16 protein-coding genes and 2 tRNA genes are annotated in these 23,740 nt (G+C 34.8%); all 18 read right to left on the reverse strand.

What is annotated here, in order from left to right:
* Positions 1-23 precede the first annotated feature (23 nt).
* The 18 genes from MY04_RS06580 to MY04_RS06665 all read right to left on the reverse strand — a co-directional run bounded on the left by MY04_RS06580 (position 24) and on the right by MY04_RS06665 (position 23,737).
* Complete coding sequence (locus MY04_RS06580) at positions 24-3,101, reverse strand: SusC/RagA family TonB-linked outer membrane protein (RefSeq protein ID WP_066207861.1); 3,078 nt, start codon at positions 3,099-3,101, stop codon at positions 24-26.
* A 610-nt stretch (positions 3,102-3,711) separates the two neighbouring features.
* A tRNA-His gene (locus MY04_RS06585) sits at positions 3,712-3,785 on the reverse strand.
* Between the two features lie 29 nt (positions 3,786-3,814).
* Positions 3,815-3,888, reverse strand: a tRNA-His gene (locus MY04_RS06590).
* 149 nt (positions 3,889-4,037) lie between these two features.
* Positions 4,038-5,372, reverse strand: coding sequence for a dihydroorotase (locus tag MY04_RS06595; protein WP_066207863.1), 1,335 nt, complete (start codon positions 5,370-5,372; stop codon positions 4,038-4,040).
* 386 nt (positions 5,373-5,758) lie between these two features.
* A complete protein-coding gene (locus tag MY04_RS06600) occupies positions 5,759-8,758 on the reverse strand; it encodes a golvesin C-terminal-like domain-containing protein (RefSeq protein WP_066207864.1) in 3,000 nt (999 codons plus the stop codon).
* 184 nt (positions 8,759-8,942) lie between these two features.
* Complete coding sequence (locus tag MY04_RS06605) at positions 8,943-9,524, reverse strand: TetR/AcrR family transcriptional regulator (RefSeq protein WP_066207867.1); 582 nt, start codon at positions 9,522-9,524, stop codon at positions 8,943-8,945.
* Between the two features lie 176 nt (positions 9,525-9,700).
* On the reverse strand, positions 9,701-12,094 hold the full coding sequence (locus MY04_RS06610; protein ID WP_066207868.1) for a TonB-dependent receptor domain-containing protein: 2,394 nt from the start codon (positions 12,092-12,094) through the stop codon (positions 9,701-9,703).
* Between the two features lie 5 nt (positions 12,095-12,099).
* Complete coding sequence (locus tag MY04_RS06615; protein WP_066207869.1) at positions 12,100-13,449, reverse strand: HTTM domain-containing protein; 1,350 nt, start codon at positions 13,447-13,449, stop codon at positions 12,100-12,102.
* Entirely contained in the window at positions 13,439-14,518 is a 1,080-nt protein-coding gene (locus MY04_RS06620) for an imelysin family protein (protein WP_084005794.1), read from the reverse strand. Before MY04_RS06620 ends, MY04_RS06615 begins: the two co-directional genes overlap by 11 nt.
* A gap of 94 nt (positions 14,519-14,612) precedes the next feature.
* A complete protein-coding gene (locus MY04_RS06625) occupies positions 14,613-15,671 on the reverse strand; it encodes a DUF4856 domain-containing protein (RefSeq protein WP_158297601.1) in 1,059 nt (352 codons plus the stop codon).
* Between the two features lie 221 nt (positions 15,672-15,892).
* Positions 15,893-17,191 (reverse strand): phosphopyruvate hydratase, encoded by a 1,299-nt coding sequence (gene eno, locus MY04_RS06630; protein ID WP_066207875.1) that lies wholly within the window; start codon positions 17,189-17,191, stop codon positions 15,893-15,895.
* A gap of 300 nt (positions 17,192-17,491) precedes the next feature.
* On the reverse strand, positions 17,492-18,082 hold the full coding sequence (locus tag MY04_RS06635) for an HAD family hydrolase (protein WP_066207878.1): 591 nt from the start codon (positions 18,080-18,082) through the stop codon (positions 17,492-17,494).
* A gap of 133 nt (positions 18,083-18,215) precedes the next feature.
* A complete protein-coding gene (locus MY04_RS06640) occupies positions 18,216-18,758 on the reverse strand; it encodes a hypothetical protein (protein WP_066207880.1) in 543 nt (180 codons plus the stop codon).
* Positions 18,759-18,806: 48 nt separating this feature from the next.
* Positions 18,807-19,736, reverse strand: coding sequence for a hypothetical protein (locus MY04_RS06645; RefSeq protein ID WP_066207881.1), 930 nt, complete (start codon positions 19,734-19,736; stop codon positions 18,807-18,809).
* A 2-nt stretch (positions 19,737-19,738) separates the two neighbouring features.
* Complete coding sequence (locus tag MY04_RS06650) at positions 19,739-20,146, reverse strand: ExbD/TolR family protein (protein ID WP_066207882.1); 408 nt, start codon at positions 20,144-20,146, stop codon at positions 19,739-19,741.
* A gap of 5 nt (positions 20,147-20,151) precedes the next feature.
* Positions 20,152-20,844, reverse strand: a complete 693-nt coding sequence (locus MY04_RS06655; protein ID WP_066207884.1) for a MotA/TolQ/ExbB proton channel family protein — start codon at positions 20,842-20,844, stop codon at positions 20,152-20,154.
* Positions 20,845-20,871: 27 nt separating this feature from the next.
* Positions 20,872-21,873 (reverse strand): SPOR domain-containing protein, encoded by a 1,002-nt coding sequence (locus tag MY04_RS06660; protein WP_066207886.1) that lies wholly within the window; start codon positions 21,871-21,873, stop codon positions 20,872-20,874.
* 181 nt (positions 21,874-22,054) lie between these two features.
* Positions 22,055-23,737 carry a TonB-dependent receptor gene (locus tag MY04_RS06665; protein ID WP_158297602.1) on the reverse strand — a complete coding sequence of 561 codons (1,683 nt, stop codon included), beginning with the start codon at positions 23,735-23,737 and terminating at the stop codon, positions 22,055-22,057.
* Between the last annotated feature and the right edge of the window lie 3 nt (positions 23,738-23,740).

The following is a 23,740-nucleotide window of genomic DNA, read 5'->3' on the forward strand; positions in this document are numbered from 1 at the left end:
ATTCCTTATTCAATTGGGTAGATTTAGAATTGCAATTTGATATCGAAACCAAAGCTTCTTGCTGTTGGCAACTGACCAAATTCAAAACCTTGACCTGACATACCTGCACCAAAACCTGCTTGAGGGTCGATGTTTGGAGCATTTTTGTACATCATCCAAAGGTCATTACCTACTAGTGAGAATGTAGCACCTTTGATACCAGAGTTACCTAACCATTCTTTTGGTAATCTATAACCAATTGATAATTGTGCTAAACGGATGTAAGAAGCGTCATATACATACTCTTCGTGGATACCGTAAAGCGATTGGTAATACGTCATCGCATCCACAGCTACTTCGTTTGGTACATAACCACCTTTTCCGTCTGATACAACACCAACTGTTCTACCTGCTTCTCTATTTACTGCAGTTACATCAAGTACACCTGCGTACTCACCGAACATGTTCGTTACTGAGAAGATGCTACCACCGAATGACATGTCAATCAATGCTGAGAATACGAAGTTTTTGTAAGTTACTGTGTTTCTAATACCACCTCTCCAGTCAGGGTTGATATCTCCTAAAGCTGTTTTTTCTTCTTCACGCATTGGAATACCTTGCTCGTTTACAATGATATCTCCTTCTGGTGATCTTTGGTATTTGATACCGTATAAAGTACCCATAGCTTCACCTGGACGAGCCTCAGTAGTTAGACCCCAGTATTCACCTAAAACGAATGAATCTACACCGTCAGCCAATGACTTCACCGTGTTTACGTTTTTCGTTAAGTTCAATGAAACATCCCACTTCAAGTCTGCAGTTTGAACTGGCGTACCGTAGATCATGAATTCAACACCTTTGTTTTCAATTTCACCAGCGTTGATTGTAGTATATCTATAACCTGATGCTGCTGAAACGTCTGCGTTTACGATTTGATCGTAAGTGTTCTTTTGGTAGTAAACTGCCTCAAAACCAATTCTGTTGTTCAAGAATGACATCTCTAAACCAGTTTCCCAAGAGTTTGTAGTCTCTGGTCTTAAGTTAGGGTTAGATTGGATATCACCATATTTAAACATTGGATTACCGTCCCATGGAAGTGGAGAACCATAAGTGTTTCTCAACATGTAAGGATTGGCAGCTGCACCCACTTGTGCCCAACCACCTCTAACTTTACCATTACTAATGAAGTTTGGTAATTCGAAGTGCTCAGAGAATACATACGATAAGTTAATCGAAGGATACAAGAAGCTATCGTTAGCTGCTGGAAGTGTAGAAGACCAGTCATTACGAATTGATAAGTCTAAGAATAAGTAATCTCTAAAACCTACTGCTGCAGTTGCATACAATGAGTTAATTACTTGCTCTTCAAACCAAGTTTCTGCTCCTACCTGACCTACTGCGTTTGCTGGAGTATAGATACCTGCTGTTGCTAAACCAGTTACTGTCATAGCATCTCTTTTGTAGTTTCTGTACATGTTGTTACCACCTGCGTTAGCAGAAATATTCCAGTCTGTACCGAAGTCTTTTGAGAATGATAATAAGAAGTCGAAGTTTGACTCACTTACGAAGTAGTTCTCCTCTACGAAACCACCTGTTGGGTTGTTGATAGAGTATTTTGCAGTTCTAGCCATACGGTTTTCAGAGTAGAAGTCTGTACCACCCTTCACTTGTAAGCTTAAGAAATCTGTAAAGTTATACTTCATTGATGCATAACCGTTCAAACGATCACGACGTTGAGAGTTCGTGTTTTCGTTTACGATCCAATACGGGTTGTCATGGTAGTTGTAGTTCCAGTTATATGGAGTACCATCAGCTTGTTTATAGTTTTTCAAATCGTTAGTATCGACTTGACGACCGAACCATACGAATTGTTGCATTACGTTGTTTGCACCGTAACCTTGAGAAGGCAAGTTGTCTGAGGCTCTGTTCGAGTAAGTCGCTTTAGCATCAAAACGTAATTTTTCATTGATTTTATGACCAATTGCCATTGAAGTACTAATGTTGTTCAAACCAGTATTTGGTACCATACCTTTCTGATCTGAGTACATCAATGAAAATCTCATGTTTGTGTTGTCTGTACCGTGAGCAATAGCCAAGTTTGTTGTAGAAACGTGACCAGTCTCGAAGAAGTCTCTAACGTTATTAGGGTTAGAAGTCATCTCAACAAGCTCGCCATTTGAGTTGTATTGAGTTGTTTTGTAACCTGCATCTAAACGAGGACCCCAAGATTCGTCAAAACCATCATGTGTACCACCACCACGGCCATCAACGAAGGCAAATTCACCGTTCATACCTTGACCATATTCGTTTTGGTAGTTAGGTAAAAGTAAAGGTGTTTGGAATGTAGTAGTGTTTGATAATGTAATTCCAAGACCGTTTGCTCCCTTACCTTTTTTCGTAGTTACGATAATCGCACCGTTTACGGCTCTTGAACCATATAAAGCGGCTGCGTTTGGTCCTTTAAGAACTGTCATTGACTCAATATCATCTGGGTTCAAATCAGAGATTGGTGAACCGAAGTCAGCACCACCTGAAGAAGTGTTACCAGAGTTATAAGTGTTATCTACTGGTACACCATCAATAACATATAACGGTTGGTTATCACCTGTTAAAGATGAGTTACCACGAATAACTACACGAGATGAAGAACCTACTGCACCTGAAGATTGTGTAACTTGAACACCAGCAACTTGTCCGTTAAGTGCTCCTAAAATGTCGTTATCCGCTGATTTAAGGTTATCACCTTTTACTTCCGTTACTGAGTAACCTAAAGACTTTTTGTCTTTTTCCATACCAAGGGCTGTTACAACTACTTCTTCTAGCTCTTGAGCATCTTCTTCCATTGTGAAGTTAATAACCGATTGCGTCCCGATAGCTACTCTTTGAGTTGCGTAACCAATAAGTCTAACCTCTAATTCAGTTGCTTCTTCTGGTAGATCGATTGCAAAATTACCATCAAAGTCAGTTACAGCTCCTACAGTTGTTCCCACAACCATTACTGTGGCTCCTGGCAAAGATTCTCCTGAGGCATCAGAAACAACACCACTTACTTTCTTATCCTGAGCGTACAAAGAAGTAATTGCACACAAAGTCAAAGAGAAGAATAATAAAATTCTTTTCATGAAAAATTTAAATAATTAATTGGTTTTTGTAATGGAGTTTGTCTCCAAAATTGAGTGTACTTAATATTTAGCTGTCTTGAGTTTACAAATTAGTAATTACGACATAAAAGTTATGAGGTAGAATGCCATACGTAAATTGTAAGATGAAGTGCAAATAAAATGTTAAGTGTCTTTATTTAGATCCTACTCTCGTAGGTTGATTTAGGTTTTAGTTTAATTAATTTAAGTGATAACCTTAAAGGGCCATCTGATTTGATTTTAGTTTTAATTTATAGTTACAAGAATACTATAAAGAATAATTTTAGTTCAAATCACTTAACTTTTTTTACCTCAAATTGATGTAACCTTTTAGGTTTTTAGTTTTCTATAACATTTAGTGTTTTTAAATTCTAATAAACGTATATATCACAATTTAATAGATTTGCAATATTTTTCACTTGTAAGTGCTAATTATACAGAATAAATAAACTTTGATTGATCAATACATATTTATCCTTATGTAAATATGTTATCATTTCCATTTTTAATTAAAGTGGAAACATAAATACTTCGAAAAAAATGGAGAGCAAAAAAAAACTCTAGATAATAATCTAGAGTTTCAATGTCTTTGGGCGGATGATGGGATTCGAACCCACGGCCCCTGGAACCACAAACCAGTGCTCTAACCAACTGAGCTACAACCGCCATAATTATATAACGAAAAACAAAACTTGGGCGGATGATGGGATTCGAACCCACGGCCCCCGGAACCACAAACCGGTGCTCTAACCAACTGAGCTACAACCGCCATTTTGTTTTTTGCTGTGCAAAGGTAATACAATTAAAACCCTTTTTCCTAATTTTATTTCGTAAACGAATCCAAATAAAATACAATCATCTGTTATTTAACAAGATAAATAACAGATGATGTTTAAAAAAAGTATTTTAATTCCTTTTTTAGCGGTCAAAAGTTAATCTCTGACCTTTTACTGAGTCGTTGAACTGACCATTTTCAAAAGCCAAATGACCAGAAACAATCGTGTGAGTAATGCTCGATGAGAAGGTATGACCTTCGAAAGGTGACCAACCACATTTGTAATGTAAGCTATCTTTCGTCACTTCTTGAGGTTTATTATCATCTACCAATACTAAATCTGCCCAATATCCTTCTCTAATGTATCCTCTTTTCTCTACATCAAATAATATGGCAACATTATGACATGCTTTTTCTACAATTTTCTCTAATGAGATTTTACCTTGTTTGTAGAAGTCGAACAATACCTGTAATGAATGTTGTACTAAAGGACCTCCAGAAGGTGCACTTCCGTACTTATTGCTTTTCTCTTCTATTGTATGAGGAGCATGATCTGTTGCAATCACATCAATTTTATCATTTAGAACACCTGCAAGAACACCTGCACCATCTGCTTTAGTTTTCACAGCTGGATTCCATTTGATGAACGCTCCTTTCTCTTTGTAATCTTCATCAGAGAACCACATATGGTGTACACATGCTTCAGCAGTAATCTTTTTGTCTTTCAAAGGAATATCGTTATCAAACAACTCTAATTCTTTGGCAGTTGAAATGTGAAGAATATGTAATCTTGCACCATGTTTTCTAGCTAAAGCTACGGCCTTAGAAGAAGATGAATAACATGCCTCTGCACTTCTAATTTCTGGGTGACATTCCATTGGAATATCCTCTCCATACTTCTCTTTATATTTTTCATAGTTCTCCGCAATCATTGGATCATCCTCACAGTGAGAAGCAATAATCATCTGTGCTTTTTGAAATAAATTAGCTAACGTTTGTTCGTTATCCACTAACATATTTCCAGTTGAAGAACCCATGAATACTTTGATACCACAAACATTTTTTGGATCTGCTTTTAGTACTTCATCCAAATTATCGTTTGATGCACCAATATAGAATGAGTAGTTTGCCAAAGATGTTTCTTTAGCAATAGCATACTTTTCTTCTAGCTTTTCAATTGTTGTTGTAGGAGGCTTTGTGTTTGGCATTTCCATAAAAGAAGTTACCCCTCCTGCTACTGCCGCTCTAGATTCTGTTTGAATGTTTGCTTTCTGTGTTAAACCAGGCTCTCTGAAGTGCACCTGATCGTCGATTAAGCCTGGAAGAAGGTATTTTCCAGTGGCATCAATTAGTTTTTCTCCGCTATGAGGAATAGATGCTGCTATTTTTTCAATCTTACCTTCGCTGATTAAAACATCTGTTTGTTTGATTTGCCCTTCGTTGACCATTTGGGCGTTTTTGATCAGAATCTTCGACATATTCTCTTATGGTTTAAAATTGATACACGAAGATACTGTGCAAAACTTCAGTTCAAAAATTTGACATAAAAAAAGACCTCTTAACTGAGGTCTTAATTCGTTTGTTTGTCTAGTCTATATTAGTGGAAAGAACTTTTTTCGCTCTTTGTTGTATCATAACTGTTTAATTAAGTACATATTAAAATACGGCGATATGATACTTGAGGACTATAAAATTCACCCCTCTTAACAAGATTAACACTAATTTAAGATAAATGAATGAATTTTTATTCACATTTAACTTATGTAAAGTTTTGCAATAATTACTTTGAACAAAACAATCAAATGCATGCTTCTCTTGTTATCAAATTATTACTTGAGATAAACAAAAAGCACCACATATTTAATTATTTTTCAAAAAATTGAAGAATCTCCCCCATTAACTCTATCCTTTTGATTTCCAAATTGATAGTCTCAAAAGGAAAACCAATAACAATCACTTTATTTTGCTCATTTTTAAAGGCAATGCCTGCACTTTTGTTACTCCCCAAATACCTCCCTATAACTTCAGTATTTGAATCATAAGGGTCCAAAGCATCAACCGCTTCCACAGCATATAAATGTGTATCAATGTTTTTTGCGTAAGTAAGATCTTTGAAGGAATTAAATGACGGGTGAATGTTGTACAAGTTTCCAGTTCTATCTGCATGAGATCCTCTGCTTTTAAAATGTAAAGCACTATGAGCAAAAATGACATCTTTATGTTTTCTTCCCTTATGCTTGCCATCTTGACTAAACACCAAATCTGAACCTACAAAAGCTCCTGAAATTAATAATTTTGATTGAGGTTTCTTGGTGAATTCATGAATACTCTCTTTAAACTTCGGAGTGAAGCACTGATACTCTAATTTATTATCAAATGATCTTAACGTTGATTTCTGCTCACCTAACATGATGTCTACAATTTGATAATCATTTAGGTTTACTATTCCATCCTCAACTGCCTTTCGATTACACGACACAAAAGATCTTTGATAATATAGAAGTGCTTTACCATGTATTTTAGTAAAATCGTGTGTATTTCCTCTAACTAAAATTGTTTCAGCATCAGCATAACTTCCTCCATGTCCAGGAGTATCATCATCCAACCACTCTGAATTAGGATTATAATCGTATTGCTTGCCTGTAAAACTAACATCTATACCATCAGGTACTCCATCATTTTCAGAAGTAAAACCTGTGTAATTCTCAGACTCTACATAAGTAGGCCCTCCAATTCTATCGAAAGCATTAACGATCAACACTGGATCATTATGAAAATTAGCCATAGCCAACTCTTCCGTTGGGAAACTCTCTCCACCATCATTTGCTGCGGTGACTTTAAATTGATATAGCTTCCCTTTAGTGACTTTCACTTCAAAAACAGTATCCTTAACGATTGTACCCACATCCCAACCTTCGTTTTCTACTTGAGTGTATACTTTATAATGAGTGGGGTTAGCTGATTTTTCTAAGGGATCAAATTGAGGTTTCCATTTTAATATCGCTTTATGTTTCTCTAATCCAATAGAAAAATGGGTAGGTTTTAAAGGAGATACTACATATTCATAATTATTTTGATAGGCGATATATTTTAATATGCCTTTATATATTGAACGACTGACATCAAAACGGAACTTTGGGTCTAAGGCATATTGCATGTCCTTAAAATTTTGATGTGATAATAACTCAATCAAAACGGATGGAACATTTGGATACACTGCTTCACTGTACCTTTTATCCCACAATTCCCTTCTGTTCCAAATACTATCATGAGTCACACGAAGATCTTCTACTATTTGCGTTTGAATTAAATCGGCTAAATCTCTATTGGTATATCTTGATTGATTGGATGAAAATTTAGTTTCCTTGTCCATATCTGTGGAACTATAGATCATTAAAGTACCTTTAGTTGTATCCGATTCAGAGATACCAGCATCTGTATGTAAAGCCACAGCTAAATCTATAGGTATGTTCAGTCCCTTATTCTCTATATCCGGATTTAAGGCGTAAGTTGATCCAGTTAACCAATTGACCCATTCTCCTCGGCTCTGATAATCGTCCTTGTAATCGTTTTTATTTTCATTAGGAGTAAACACATTAACTGGCGCCCCACTATACTGTAAATGATATCGTGCTCCCTCCATAAACCTTGGTCTATGACTTGTAGAGGTTCCTCTTTGAATATTACCCACTCCTCCTCCAAAACGAACAGCATCGGAGGTAACCATCAAATTGGGTGTTTTCGAATGGGTTTTACTTGATAAAGTAACCTTCTCAGATGGATGTCCATTGAATTCAAAAGTACCTAAATAGACCCATGTACCTCCACCCATAGTTTGGTTAACGAGAAACTCTTTTTTCTGATTTTGATGATACACGGTGTACTTTGCATCATTTACACTATTTTCTAAAGTCGCATAACTTACATAAACACTGTAATCACCTTTTACCTTTCCTTGCGTACTCCACGTAATTACTTCTTTATCGTGATGGTTCGCTTTGAATTTTCTAGATGTACCTAACTGAAACGGCAATTCATTATCGTTATATATATTCTTTTGAAGGAAACCTTCACCACCAGCAAACACAACTCCCTCTTCTTTATAACCTTTTCTATCACCATCATTATCTACTACCAATGATTCACTTTGAATATCCCGCTCTCTTGGCAATAATACATTTGCACCTGCATTTTCCAACATTGGAGCTAAATAAGGTAAAACGAACGAAGTGGGTAGTAAGTCTTCTACTGTTTGAAATAATCTTGCTCTTTGCCATTCCCATCTATCCAAAGAGTGTTCATAATACCAACCATGACTATTCCATAAAGCAATCGTTTTATTACTCAATCCATTTTTAGTAGGTTGAATCCCCAAGTTGATCACTAAAGGAATTTTGATTGAATCATTTTCGGCGATTACTATATTTCTAGACTCATCTACATTATGTTCACTTCTTAAATAGTTGGGAACAAGATCTTTGAACTCACATTTTGGAGTTATAGGCCAACGTTGTTTTTTTGCTAATCGCACCCTCTCCTTTTCTAAAGTTTTACCTACATAGAATTTAAGGTCGTAAGATTGATAGGCTTTGCCTAAAATATCTCTTACTTGATGATACAGATCTTCTACATCTTCGTTTCTTACTGGAGTGTATTCAAACTGTTTTCCTAAAAAGAAATTGACTCTTTTACTTTTAGGTTGAATTTGAGCTGTTTCTAGTTTTGCCGATGAATCAGGTACGTAATGAAATTCTTTATTCTTTGCTTTTTCAAGATACACTTTAAATTTTCTGATGGCATCTGATTTCGTTTGAGCAAAACTAAAGATGGGAAGTAATAAAAGGCAGAAAAAAATCCTTTTCATTTTCAAAAGTGTAATTGTTATTTAGTAGATCTGTCGATTGATTCTATTCGATAAATTTATCATCAATCTCTTTTGTGTGTTGCAATAAATTGACCAAAAATAAAAAAGACGGATAAACTATCCGTCTGTTTCACCTTCAGTAATATAATTTAAAGGTTTTCACCTTTATCAAATACAAAAATAATTACTTTAATGCATTTATCACTAAATGAGCTACAATTTTAGCATCATTTTCTGTTAAACGTTCTTTACTGAATACTTCTGTTGCTCTTGACGATGCATATTGAATCGGAATAGCAGGAAATACCGCGTTGAACATTTCTACATTGATATTTTCATTAATCTCACCTGTGTTATATCCTCTCTCGACCATTCTTTTAGAGCTTTCTGGTATTTTTAGTACCATTTCTTTACTCATCAAGAATGTATAATCATTCATCAACATGTTGATGAATTTTGCTCTTGAAGGATTATCATTCGCCAATGTAAAAATTTCATTACAGAAATGATAAATCACTTCCTCTAACTTTTCATGTTCTTCCATGTATTTGAAGATCAAATTACGGAAGTATTCAATATTAGAGTGATATAACGCTTGTACTAGTGCAGCTTTACTTGGATAGTGTCTATATAAATACCCATCTGCTACTTGTGCTTTTTTGGCAATTGACGAAACTGATGCTCCCCCATATCCTTTTGAAACGACCATTTCTATAGTTGCTTCTTTAATTCTTTGTAGTTTCGTTTCGTCTATACTTTTTGCCATATCGAATTACTAACAGTTATAATTATAAATGAATGAACAAATTTTCATTAACCAATTTACAAAAATATACGAAACCTATAAGCATACAAATTTTTTAGAAGGATATATTAAATAGATTTATCAAATTTTCTATTAAAGTAAGTTCTTATTTTTTAAAGTTTCCGAATTAGAACGAACTAAATCTTGAACTGTAAAGTGAAATAATAATTTCTGCCATCAGAAGGTATAATACCTGGTCCCGGATAACCTGTGGCTCTACGAGTAAAGTACATATTATCTGTTAGGTTATTAATACCTGATTCTATTCCAAACCATTTAAATGAATATTTAGCGGATAAATCCATCACATAATAGCTTGGAATCGGACCATAAACGGCATCTGCTAAAGGTTCTTCTGTGTTGGCTGCATCTGTGTAATGCTTCTCCACATAAGTATATTGTAAGGAAAGATTAAACGATTTATATCCTGCATTAATTCCTGTCTTAATATTAAATGGAGGAACCAATTCAACATTTTTTCCATCATATACTCTATCCTCAGAAATATATTTTCCTCGAATAAATGCTACGTTTGCAAAAAGATTGAAATGATAATCACTTAATGGAGAGAAAATATCCATCCACTTAATCTCCGTATAAGACTCGATACCTAAAGTATAAGCATCAGCAATGTTAGTTCTTATTGGATTGGCTGGATTAGCCAAACCAATTTTATCGTTATATCTTAAATAGAAAGTACTGACATCATAATTTAACCAAGGGAGTGTTCCTCTCAATCCAAGGTCAGCAGAATAACCTTTCTCATCTTTTAGATTAGGATCTATTCTAACATTAGTATTTAGCGACCTTAAATCTGAATAAGTAATTGCTCTATAATTTTGAGATATATTCGCATACACTTCTAAATCTTGAATAGGTTTGTAGCTGAAACCAACACCTGCTATGAATATATTTCTAGTATTATTGATATTATCTTCAATGGGTCGAGTGATCTCTTCAATTAAACCATCATCACCAGGTTCGAAGAAAGTTTGCTGATAATATCCTTTTCCTGTTGTTTGTATGTATTCAAATCGGATACCAGGAGTGATTGAAAATTTATCATTGATCTGAAAGATATTTTCCGCAAAAAAAGCATAGTTATTGATTCTGAAATTATGATCTGACAATAAGGAATCAGGATGAGAAAAATTAAAGTTAGCATCATTTCCATCAGATGCATCACCTTGCTTTTTATCATCGTTACCATGATAAAGACGTGAACCAATAACAAAAACAGATGGCTTCCCTTTAAAATCATAATGTTGCATGTACCTAATTTCTGTACCTACATTTCTAAATTCATCAGCGACCAACAACCTTGGTTCGTTATAGGGATCTAATTTATTTAAATTGATTCCTAATGCATCGCGACTAGCCAACAAACCAAAATTTCTCATTTCAATTTTAGCTTTTGGAGTAAATTGGTATTGAAGGTTAACACTTGCTATATTCCAATTTACCTTAAACCAATTTTGTTCAGTATATGATGCTCTTGGATCTTGATAAAATTCATCATCTGTTAAACCACCTGGCTGTTGTGCAAGGTAATCCATATGAGTAATTTCTACTCCGATCTTAAATTTATCCGTCACATCATATTGTACCCCTGTAAACACTGTATTGACATTAAAATCTGAGTTTGGTCGCCAACCTTCACCTGTTTTGTATTGGTACATTGCATAATAATTCACCTTCCCTTTTTGTCCTCCAATACTATTGAATGAATTAAATAGACCAAAAGATCCAACTGTCTGACGCGTTGTAAACTCAAAAGGCTTTTCGGTATTACCTCTCTTCATTTTGAAGTTTAATAATCCACCAAATTGAGTTCCATACTGTAATGATGCCGCTCCTCTCACAATTTGAACTTCTTCTACAGCTTCCATTGGAGGTGTGTAATAACTCTCAGGATATCCTAATGCATCTGCAGCGATATCATAACCATTTTGTCTTGTATTGAAATTTGATGTTCTATTCGGACTTAATCCTCTTCCACCAATACCCAACTGAATACCTGCACCATCACTTTCCCAAATGTTCAGTCCCGGCACACGGTTATATACTTGTCTTGAATTATTCGTCGCTAAATTGGCGGTTAGGTTATCGACCAAAATCACTTCACTTTTCTTCCCTTCGTAAATAGAAGTACCAACTACAGCTTCTAATCTTTTGATTTCTGCTGTTGTTGAAGCATCTGTAATATTTACTTCGTCTAAAACTGTTTCAAGAGGTTTTAATGTGAAATTGATCGTTTGATTTTCATTTTTAACCGTAACCGTTTTTTCAATAGGTGAAAAACCGTACTTAAATACTCCAACTACATAATTACCATTTGATAATCCATCGATGATAAATTCTCCCTTATTATTCGTTGATACTTTCAATGCTTTACTTTTGATAAAAACATCGACAGCATCAAGTTGTTGCTCCTTAACATCAACTACTCTACCCTTAATACTATATTGAGCAAAGGCAGAAGTAAGAGATAATAAAATAAGACCGAAAATATATAGTAATCTATGTAGCATAAAAATTATCCTTTAAAAGGTAAAATCCACGATTTGGGTTTGAAATTATCTGAAAGTTGAGAAAGATCTACCGTTGGGTCTATGTATCTTTTGCTTGGTCTCCCATTTAAAGAAACATAAGAATCAACAAACACTTTCGGCGATTTAATTCCTTTTTTTGTGAATTCTTCTTTTAAAAATTTAGCGTATTGTAAAATAAAATCTGGTTGAGTGGCCATCATCTTTTCTTGTAATGGCGTGAGATAATCACTATTGGTAATCTCAATTCTATGATTATTCTCTGGGTTTTCTACATAAAAGGTTGCAGCACCCGATTTCTCCATCAACATTACTCTCCATGAGAACCTAAAACCTTGTTCAGTCCAAAATAAGTTATCAGAATAAAGAGCATATCGGAAAGGAAATATTAATTGAAGAAGGAAGAAGGCAGCAAATCCAATTTTTATCAAATGCTGAGGCAATGAATTAATTCTACCTCGAGTCACTTTAAAATCAAGATTTTCTGTACTAAAAATTCTACCTAAGAACAATATGATTCTCTCATGAAACTCATCAGAAAAGAATATCAGCGTACTGAAAATCATAATGAATGGGAACATACCAATGGGAAATAAAGCAGAGGTGATGATATGAAAGAATATGACAGCCAAATAGGCCAATACTCTTGTCCTCTTGTTGGCCAAGAAAAATGGCACCAACAAATCATATAAACATCCAGCCCATGAAAAGAAATAGGCTACCCATTTGTATTTGAATAATGGACCAATGAGCCACATATCTGTTCTTGAAGCTAACCATAACTTTAATGGTTGGGCTTTAAATAACCAATCAGTGTTTATTTTAGCAATGCCAGCATAAAAATAAACGATACCTAATTGTAGTTTCACTACATTGATAGTCCAAGCAGATACTTCTCTTCTAAAAGTTTCAGGATTTCTATAAACATCTATCGAAAAACGTCTGTGAGCAGGAAGGAATACCATGATAAAGGCCATCAAACTCACAAAATAATAATGGTTGAGATAATTGGTTAGGTCAATTAGTTCGACATAAGTGAATGTCAAAAAATAGGTGATTGCAGAAATTCTATAAAAAGCGCCGAAAGCGACACCAAAGGCCGCTATGATCATAAGAATAAAAATTAAATACATCCCAGATTCACCTAAAGGTGAAATCCATGAGAATCCGTAATAATGGAAAAAGAAGGAAGGTTGGATAAATTGACTATCTATCCAACCGTTGGCCCAAAATCTTATTCCACTACCCGCCATCATTAAACCAAAAATGATTCTAAAAACCACTAATGGAGCAATTGAGACTTGTTGGTTGATATATTTATCGATCTTAGTCACCATCGCTATCTTGATAAGTAATTTTTACTGAAAGAACAGATGGCATTTCTGATTTAATCATCACTACCAATTTTGACATTTCAGTATATAAAGTTTCGACTGTTTCGTCCTTTGCTTCTATATGATCTGAAAAGGAATCAGAACATTTGTCTAATTGAGCAAGGATAACATCAAACTGATTATTGATTTTTTCTGAAAGATCTTCTTCTACCGCACCTGCTGTATAGTAAGCTTTTAGGTAATCAGCTAACCCAATTCCATCTCCACCATTAAAAATACTTCTTAATGATTCAACATTTGATTTTAGAAGACTTAATGTCTCCTGACTATAATAAGACTCAACAGACATTGGAGAAGAGTTACCAGAGATAGAGTTTTTACCTAAAGCATATCCTACTCTTTGATTCTTACATCTTTCGTACGCTTTATTGTATTCATTTACTATGTATGAAATAGAACTACTTGGATCAATACCTTCATTTGCAGCAAACTCAGTTGCATATCCTGATGTCCAAGAGTTATAAATAGCATCAGCATCATTTTTTACAGCTTCCACTACCGTTTTTAGGTATTGTCGACGATTTGCCTGATTTGCATCAGTTGTAAACAAATCTAAAGTAGATCCTGAATTCAGTAAATAATCTAATGCTGGTAAACCTTTAACATTGAATGATGATATTGAGCCAAGGTTAAAATCTCCTGCAGCTATTTTTGATTCGATTTCACTAAACTTTGTAGGAAATGAATTAGTATTTACCAATAAATTCATTGATAAAGCATCACCATATTGAAATGCATTTACCTTCGACCACTTTTGATAGGTATCATTTAACTTTCCCCTAACGTTTGATAATGTCTCATCATTTGCATCAGCTAAAAAACTTTCAGTAGCCGTTTCTAGTTCAATAGCACTTTCTGAGTAAGCTTTGAACGCTGGTACAATAAGATTGTCTGAATAATTTTTCAACATTTCTATTTGAGAAAACTCTACACTCATAGTGTCAGTGGAATCATCACATGAATAGAGAATTGTACAGAATAGAAGTGCTAAGAATAGGTTAATTTTGTTCATCAGAAAAAATCAAATTTAGGTGTATGCACAGTAACTCAGCAGATAGATTGTCTGCTGAGTTAGTATATTATTTGTAAATATTTTGCAAAGATAATTATAAATTACTCATAACCTCATCTGAGAAGCCATAAGTCGACTTAATTACTGCTTTTGCTGCCTCCATTTTAGCATTTAATGCTGTTTTATCTTCATTTTTGATATCATCAGAATATAAAGCTGCTAGTATGACAGCTATATTTTCATTCGTGATTGTTTTTGAAGTATTGTACTGTAGTGCTGTAGCAAATGCAACAGCTTCCGACCAGTGGTGTAAAATATCACCTAGTTCAGTATCTGAAATTACAGAGTTAGCATAATGAACAACATTAATTGCAACTAGCTCTTCCCATTTTGCTTGAATGATTGCTGCTTGAACATCTCTTTCTTCATAGTCTTTATCAGCAATTGCTTGACGACCAGCAATGAAAGCATTAAAAATATCAGCTCTAACATCGTATACAGATGATCTTGATGCTGCATATTTAGCCCAGTAATAATTAGTACCTTCTTCGTTTGTCAAGTAATCTGTTGTTGCTCCAAAATAACCAAAAGCTTCGTCCCAATAGTGTTCCATATCAGTACCTTTACCTTCTGTAACTGTTTCATTATCTCCTGCATTTAATTTCTCAGCAGTTAAATAATAAGAAACTGATTGGTAAAACAGTACAGCGCCCATTAAACCTTTACCCACCATTTGAGCAGGTTCGTGACCTTCTGCATCAAATAAACGACCTCCAATAATGTTATCAGCATTACCTGATGCAACTTCCGCAGATGCAAAGTAAGCTGGCACTTGATCATATACATTGGCGATTAACGTAGGATCATTCGCTGTTTTACTTTCTAAATCCTTAGAAGATCCGAATAGATCGCCTGATTCATTTGTGTAGATAGCATTCATATGAGTTGCAGTGATAGCAGTTGCACCATCGTTTGCCGACTTAATGTAAGACTCTAAAGAATCTAACATCATGATTCTAGCTGTTTGTCCTGAGTAATCTACATTGTCAAAATCGTAGTTAACTCTTGTCGCAGGAGTGGTGTCTGTATCATCAGAACAAGAGAAAAAGATTGAGCTTAGAGCTAATAGAGAAATGAATAATTTAGTGTTCATCTTTGAAAGTTTCATTTTCAAAAAAAGTAGTGAGTTGAAAATTTAATTGTCATGACAAACCTAAAGCTTATTAAGATTAATTACAAATAATAAACATATTATTTATAATGAGTTTAAATAAAAATAATATTTGTTCCAACAAAAAAAGAGGCTACCTTATAAAAGATAGCCTCCACCCGACTGTAAATGAATTACAGTGCGAAATTATATTTAACTTCTAATTAGAAGTTGAAGTCTTGCTTGAATGCTTTCAAACCTAAGTACTTAGCAGTAGAACCAAGTTTTTCTTCGATACGAAGTAATTGGTTGTACTTAGCCATACGGTCTGAACGAGAAGCTGAACCAGTTTTGATTTGACCACAGTTCAATGCTACTGCCAAGTCAGCAATAGTGTTGTCTTCAGTTTCACCTGAACGGTGAGACATTACTGAAGTATAACCAGCTCTGTGTGCCATTTCAACTGCAGCGATAGTCTCAGTCAATGAACCGATTTGGTTAACTTTGATCAAGATAGAGTTAGCGATACCTTCGTTGATACCTCTTTCTAATTTCTCAACGTTAGTTACGAATAAATCGTCACCTACTAATTGTACTTTATCACCACAAAGGTCAGTCAATTTCTTGAAACCGTCCCAATCGTTCTCATCCATACCGTCTTCGATAGAAGTGATACAGTATTTCTCAGCTAATTCAGCCAAGTATTGAGCTTGCTCTTCAGAAGTTTTGATACCACCTTTCATGTCACCGAACTTCTCGTAGTTGTATTTACCGTCTACAAAGAACTCAGAAGCAGCACAGTCTAAAGCGATAGTGATGTCTTTACCGAACTCGTAACCAGCGTTTGCAACTGCAATTTTAACTGAATCTAAAGCATCCTCAGTTGAATCGAAAGCTGGAGCGAAACCACCTTCGTCACCTACTGCAGTAGAAAGACCACGGTCATGGATTACTTTCTTCAATGCGTGGAATACTTCACAACCGATACGGATAGCATCAGTAAAGTTTGTTGCTGATACAGGTTGGATCATGAACTCTTGGAATGCGATAGGTGCATCAGAGTGAGAACCACCGTTGATGATGTTCATCATTGGTACAGGCATTGTGTTTGCAGAAACACCACCTACATATCTATATAAAGGAAGACCTAATTCAGCTGCTGCTGCGTGAGCTACTGCAAGTGATACACCCAAGATAGCGTTAGCACCTAATTTTGCTTTGTTAGGAGTACCGTCTAAAGCGATCATTGCTTGGTCGATTGCATTTTGTTCGAATACAGAAGCACCGATTAATTCCTCAGCAATAATTTCATTAACGTTTTCAACCGCTTTCAAAACACCTTTACCCAAGTATTCCGATCCACCGTCACGTAATTCTACAGCTTCATACTCACCAGTTGATGCTCCAGATGGAACTGCAGCACGACCAACTGTACCTGTTTCTGTTGTTACGTCTACTTCTACTGTAGGATTACCTCTTGAATCAAGGATTTGTCTTGCGTGAACGTCTACGATTAAACTCATGTCTTCGTAAATTTAATATTTGTTGATTTTTTAAATAACGCTACAATACTAGACAATCAAATCGGTTTAAAACATGACTATTGTCAGTCTAGGGTATACATAATAATAGCAATCCACTTTTAATACAAATAACTCTTTGTATTTGACCTATTTACAAATCTTCAAGATTAAAATATTCCAATAAATAATTAACAATTATTTTAAATATTTTTTGAATAAGTGTAATTTCAACACATTAGTAATCAATGTTTTATAAAAAAAATGAGATTGTTTTGTACTTTAAAAACAATCTCATTTTTGCTAAATATATTCTCTTACATCAATTACTCTCATTCCTGCCCTTTTTGCAGCTTCGATACCAGGATTTCCGTCTTCGAAAACCATACAATATTGAGGCTCAATATTCATTCTGATGGCACATTGCAAGAATGTTTCTGGATCAGGTTTTCCATTTTCCACTTGGTCAGCCCCTACTTTCACATCAAACATGTGATAGGCACCCAAACCAGTTAAAGTATGTTCAATAACTTCATCGTTATTACCTGTACCAATAGCCATAGGTAACTTTCCAAAATATTCCTTTACGATGTTAAAAATGGGTTCAACAGGCTTCACTTCACCTTTAGCTACCAATTTAAGATACTCTTGATCTTTTTTATCTGCATAATGTTGAGCATCGACATCAAAACCATGTTCATTTGCTATCTTTTCAAGGATTTCTACTGATGTCACCCCTGCCAATTCATAAAATTCTTTTTCGGTAAAATCGTATCCAATTTCATCAAATACTACTTTCCAAGCTAAATAATGTGTTGGCATTGTATCGGCAACAGTTCCGTCCATATCAAAGATAAGACCTCTGATCTGAGCTGGGATATTGATTTTTTTCATTTTATAAGGATTATTTTTAGCGAAATTAATCAGAAATAATGGATATCAAAAACTGCTTTGATGATTAAATAAATCATGATATACTAATGTTAGTTTATTCACCATGAGTTTCAAAAATGAATAATCATTATTCTTATTTCTTATCAATAAGAGAAACCAAATACGGGTTTTTCTTTAAAATAGAATTGGCCTTAATTGTACTAAAAAAACCATATCCTAAAATCATAAAAAAGGCGATTTTAAAAATAACTCCATCCGTTAAATACCTGGAATCAATAGTAGTTAAAGCCACAATATAGATTAGGTATAATACAATTGGTCCTCCGGTAGCGAAAAGAGGGTTCTTCTTTGTCAATAATGAAAAGAAAATAAATAAACCTCCTAAAGCAATACCAAAAAACAATTCAATGCCGAATGATTTTTCAATGATTAAAGAAAATAGAGCCATGCAAATATTGAAGACCCCTATCCCAAACAGTAAATTTCTAGACAATTGCATCTTTCTAAATGAGTCTTTTACATCTGCTTTTTGTGTGATTTGTTTAGCAATAAACACAGATTGTTCTTTATCTGTCCCGTGAATTGGGAAGTCACAAACTGTACAATTTTCAATATCATGTCTGTGAGGTGTTTTACAATTTCTGCAAATCACTTGATCGGTAATAGCTTGTTCCATCAGTTAATAGTATAAATAATAGTTTGTTGAAGAGTTTATTTTTAAATTTTACTTATTACGTAAAATAAACGTAATCGATCCATTAGTAATTCCTTGAATATCGGCATCAGCTCTTGTAGGTGCAAAAGATAAATTCCTTACAGCAGCTTCATACTTTAGAACCACTGCTCTTGGTACTGATCTGAAAACTGTTTTAAGGGCAATAACATCACCGTATTCATCTACCTGAATATCAATAACAATTTTCCCTGTAGCTGTAGACGTATCATCCACTTGAGGCGGATCGATCCAGTTCCAACCCGGCATACTCAATGCTGAACCGCCTGAACCGCCATCCGATTTCATCATGGTATCACTATTTAATGTACCTTTCTCGGATCCTTGGTTTCCTTTTGCTCCATCAACATTACCTTTATTATTTGATTTTTGTTGATCAGCCGTGCCAGTACTATTGGCAGGTCCCATAGTATGTTGAGGCGTCTTAGGTTTAGGTTCTTCTTTTTTAACTACCTCTTTAGGCTTTTCTTTAATTTCTTTTTTCTCTTCTTTAGGAGCAGGCTTTTCAGCTACAGGCACAGATTCTTCTACTTCTTGATCTGTAACAGGTGCTGGATCATTTGAAGGAGTTTGTTCAGTGGGAGCTTCTTCTACCACCTCCTCTACGGGTTCTTCTACAGTCTCTTCTATAGTTTCTTGAGGTTCAGGTTCGGGAGTAGGTTCTGATGGTTTTGGTTCATCCAAAATATCATTATCTTCTACAACAGGTGCTTCTGATTTTACAGCTCCAGAACCAGCATCATCCAAACCAAAGGCCACCTCAATACCATATTGTGGAATAGGTGGATCGGGTGGCGACCAAACAATAGTGTACCATGCAAGAATTAATATCCCTGCAGTAACTAACATAGTAAAGAAAATGGATATCCATCTATGTTTAAAATCTTGATCTCTTTCTGCTTTGGTTTTCTTTAAGGCCATAATTACTTACCCACTTTCGATGTCGGTTTCGTGGCAATTGACACTTTTGCCTTTAACCCTGCTGCTATTCCTGCAACATTCACTAAATGTTGAACTGGAACCTCTTTATCTACTGTTAAAACTACTACTCCCTCCTTTTTTTGAGGTAGTACATTTTTTAATTCTTCCTCTAGATAATTTAAAGGAACCTCCACTTCGTTTACGTAGTATTTTAAATCTTTTGTAATACTTACAGACACTTTAGGCATTACCTTAGTAGAGGTCTTACTACTGGGCACAGATATAGGTAAACCAGAAGGTGTTACAAAATTGGATGTCAACATAAAAAAGACCAACAACAAGAAGATCATATCCGTCATAGACGACATGTTAAATGATGGGTCAATTTTATTCTCTTGTTTTAATCCCATGATGATTAATTGTTTTGAAGTAATTCAATAAACTCAATCGTCACCACTTCCATTTTGTGAACAACGTCTGCCATCGCTCTTACTAAATAGTTGTATGCGATATATGCAAAAATACCAACTGCTAAACCACCCGCAGTAGTGATCATTGCTTCGTAAATACCAGATGATAATAGCTTAGGACTTACCGATCCTTCTTCTTGTGAAATAGCAATAAATGCATTGATCATACCTATCACAGTTCCAAAGAAACCAATCATTGGTGCCGCACCTGAAATCATACCTACTAATGCCACATTTTTCTCAAGTTTATATAACTCAATTTTCGCAACATTTTCGATACTCTTTTCAATCATATCTAATTTTGAAGTTGTACCAATATAGTTTAAGCCCGTCTTAATCATCTTCCCCATTGGAGTAGGCTCTTTATCTGCATACTTTTTGGCTGTTTCAATATCTCCTTTTAAAACGTAAGCGGTTACTTTATCCAACATTTTAGTGGGATCTTTTTTCGCTTTTCTAATGGTTAAAAGTTTATTGACTAAAAGATAAAATGCAATCACGAATAGAACCCCTAAGATAATCATAGTGATTCCTCCTTTTTCGATCAATTCGAATAAAGAAAGTGATTCCTCAAAAACTCCTTGCATACCCGTTTCAGGCATTTCCGTGTCTTGTAAAACACTCATTAAAAAGTTCATCTATAGTATGGTTTATATTGTGTCAATTTAATTTCTGATAATCCAAGCACCTTTATATACTTTTTGGACATCAGCTAAATCTGCTTTTGCTTCTTGGTGAGAATTGAATCCTTTAATAGCCACTCTAAATTTATCTTTAGTAGCTATTACTCCTACATGACTAAATCCTTTTGCCTCTGCTTCTTTCACCGCTTTTTCAGCATTTACTCTAGCACCGAATGAAGAAATAACAATATGAACGTTTCCGTTTCTTTCACTTGATGAAACTGGAGAAACGACTTCTTCTTTTGGTTCCTCTTCTTGAGCAATTGCTGTTTCTGAATTATCAGAAGTCACCTCAGCGGGTTCTTCATTATCTTCTTCACTAACTTCATCATCCGAAGTTGTTGAAGTTTCTTCTTGTTCATTTTGCACCGTCTCCTCTGTTTCATTTTCAGCCATAGGTGTATCTACCGTTGGCTTGAAGAAGAAATAGGCTGCTGCTGTAAAAATTATAATCAATGGAATAGCCACAAATAACCAAATAGGCTTTTTCGATTTCGTTTCTTCCTCAAAAACTTCTTCTTCGGTATCATATATTGGTTCGTCCTCAAGAATTTCTTCTTGAACGAGTGGAGTTGCAGTTATTTTTGGCAATCCAAAGCTATCTGGAATGATATTACTCTCGCTTCTTTGTCTGAACTCAATTTCTTCACCATCCTCCTGAACGAAATAACCTAAATCACCAATTGGTGCGGTCTCTCCGTCCTCAAGACGCTGTTTGATGTTCATAACAAACATACTGATTTGAATCGCTATTTCTTCAGCATCATAATCCTCATTTTTAGAAATAAACTCCACCAAAGAATAGACATCACTATCTTTGTCTTCAATTTCTGTCTTAAATGAGATATTAACATGAGGTGGTTTAATCAGATTACCTGAAGGCGATAATTCTGCCCCACTTTCTTCTGACCAAAATGTTCCCAAGTCAGGAATAACCACCACGCACCAATCTAAAAGTGCGTTTTTTATTGCATCTGCAATCATGCGTTTATAATTAAAGAGTAAATGCCAAAAAATTGAATAATGGTTTTTTTATACAAAACACACCATTCATCATTCACTAAATTAAAGAATCAATTGTAAAATGAAAATTCTTTTTGTGTTATATAATTAAATATGCTACACATTATTATAATTTTCTACTGATTTCTACGTATTACAGGAATTAAAATTTATAACTCACCCCTGCCATCAATTGAAATCCTCTAACATTGTATCTATAATACTCTTGGTATTTTTGACTAAACAAGTTGTTGACTAAACCAAAAGCGGAAAGATTTTCGTTGAATTGATATTGTGCCGTTAGATTCAAATCAAATATTACGGGCAAATTAATTTCGTTTCTTGCACCCGTTTGTGGATCAAACTCTACAGCTTTTATCCCTATCTTATTATATACTACAGCACCAAATTTCCAGTTGGATAAATATTTATATTTCACTGAAATAGTATTTTCAGAAATTGGTCGATGATACGCCTTTCCGATTAAAGTATCTTGAACATTGTAGGCGTTCAATCTTGCTTGAGCAATCACTTCCCATTCTCTTTTACTCCACATGCCCTCAAGGTCAATTTTGAAATTACCCGTCTTCTCATTAGTGGCATAGACCATCTCAAATCTCGAAACATCTGTTGGGGAATTTATCAAAAAGCCCATATTGTTTGATAATGCATAACCAATACTACCTTTCACACCAATTTCATCAGATAAATTTGCTTCGGCTCCTAATTGAATATTTATCGCTTTGTCCTCATGTAATAAGTTTAGATTATTATTTACCCAAGGATTCATGCTTGTCACATTATTATAATTGACCAATTCTAAATCACCGTCTACTTTAAAGAAGGCAGCTAATTCATCCTCACAAATAGTATAACGAACCAAGATATCAGGATAAATATAAAAGCCTTTATCATACTGAGATGTATCACCTGAGTAAGCTAGTTTTAATCCTGCTTTTATATAAATATCATCTAGAAAAGTCTGGTAATTCACTCCCATTTTAAACCAACTTCTATTTTGGCTGATTTCTGTATCTGTGAGTGTTTTATTGTTATACTGATTATAGGCTCCTTTTAAGTGAGCATTGATTTTTGCATCCTCATTTAATTGATAATCTCCCTCTAATTGAAGACCCAACTCAATTTCATTAGCGTTATAATGATCAAAAGTATAATCAAATAACAACCCTCCTTTAAATGAAAGATCATTCCCTGTTAAGTAAGATGGAATTTCATGACTTACATCAAAGCCTATAGATTGAATAATCTGTTTGATACTGTCTTGAGAAATCATATTCGGATCAGCCGTGAAACCATAGAAGTGTGTCCCCTGTCGATCATAGTTAATAGAAGCGTTCGTAATTCCATAATCCGAATATTTTGTTGCAAACGCATCAAATTCGTTTCTACTTTCTGCAGAAAGTTTTCTCCCTACTGATCCTTCTTGAGATGATTTATGATAAAACTTTACTCCATAATCGAAATTTGGATTTGTATTCCCATTGATACCAAATTCAACATATGGTGTGATATAATTACCGAAACCAGCACGGATATATTTATCGTAAAACTTCTTTTCCTCTCTTTGATCTAGTACAGCAGGCAATTGTTGAGGCAAGGAATCAGCCACTTCTTCATTAATCAGAGTAACATTATATTGCTGAGGAACCTTCTTATTTTTACGTTGAATTTTATCTATTTTCTCATAATCTCTACTCATCACAGGTAGTTCAAAACTCGATTGTTTTTCGATAACTACCTCTGCATTTTCCAGATTAGAATTTTGTCCAAAACCTATTGTCGTTGCTCCACAAAAAATGAGCATATATATAATTAACTTTCTCATTTT

Origin of the sequence: Flammeovirga sp. MY04 (assembly GCF_001682195.2) — a bacterium.
GTDB classification, from domain to species: Bacteria; Bacteroidota; Bacteroidia; order Cytophagales; family Flammeovirgaceae; genus Flammeovirga; species Flammeovirga yaeyamensis.